This is a genomic window from Thermorhabdus hydrogeniformans, assembly GCF_049310025.1.
Classification (GTDB): domain Bacteria; phylum Bacillota; class Thermosediminibacteria; order Thermosediminibacterales; family Tepidanaerobacteraceae; genus JBJYKD01.
Map to the genome: position 1 here is coordinate 1 of NZ_JBJYKD010000153.1, position 269 is coordinate 269.

Genomic DNA, 269 nt, shown 5'->3' on the forward strand with positions numbered 1-269 from the left:
GCACAGATGGACGGAGCAATATTGGTAGTAAGTGCAGCAGACGGTCCAATGCCACAGACAAGAGAGCACATTCTTCTTTCAAGGCAGGTAGGAGTACCTAAGATAGTAGTATTCCTGAATAAGGAAGACATGGTAGATGACCCAGAACTGATCGAGCTTGTAGAGATGGAAGTAAGAGAGCTTCTTAGCGAATACGAATTCGACGGAGACAACGCTCCAATAGTAGTGGGATCAGCACTTAAGGCCCTAGAAGATCCAGACGGAGAATG

At 46.5% G+C, this 269-nt stretch carries 1 protein-coding gene; it reads left to right on the top strand.

Annotation, left to right across the window (positions count from 1 at the left end; translation table 11 throughout):
* A partial coding sequence (locus ACKX14_RS15890; protein ID WP_422449367.1) for a GTP-binding protein occupies window positions 1–269 on the top strand: 269 nt, incomplete at both ends.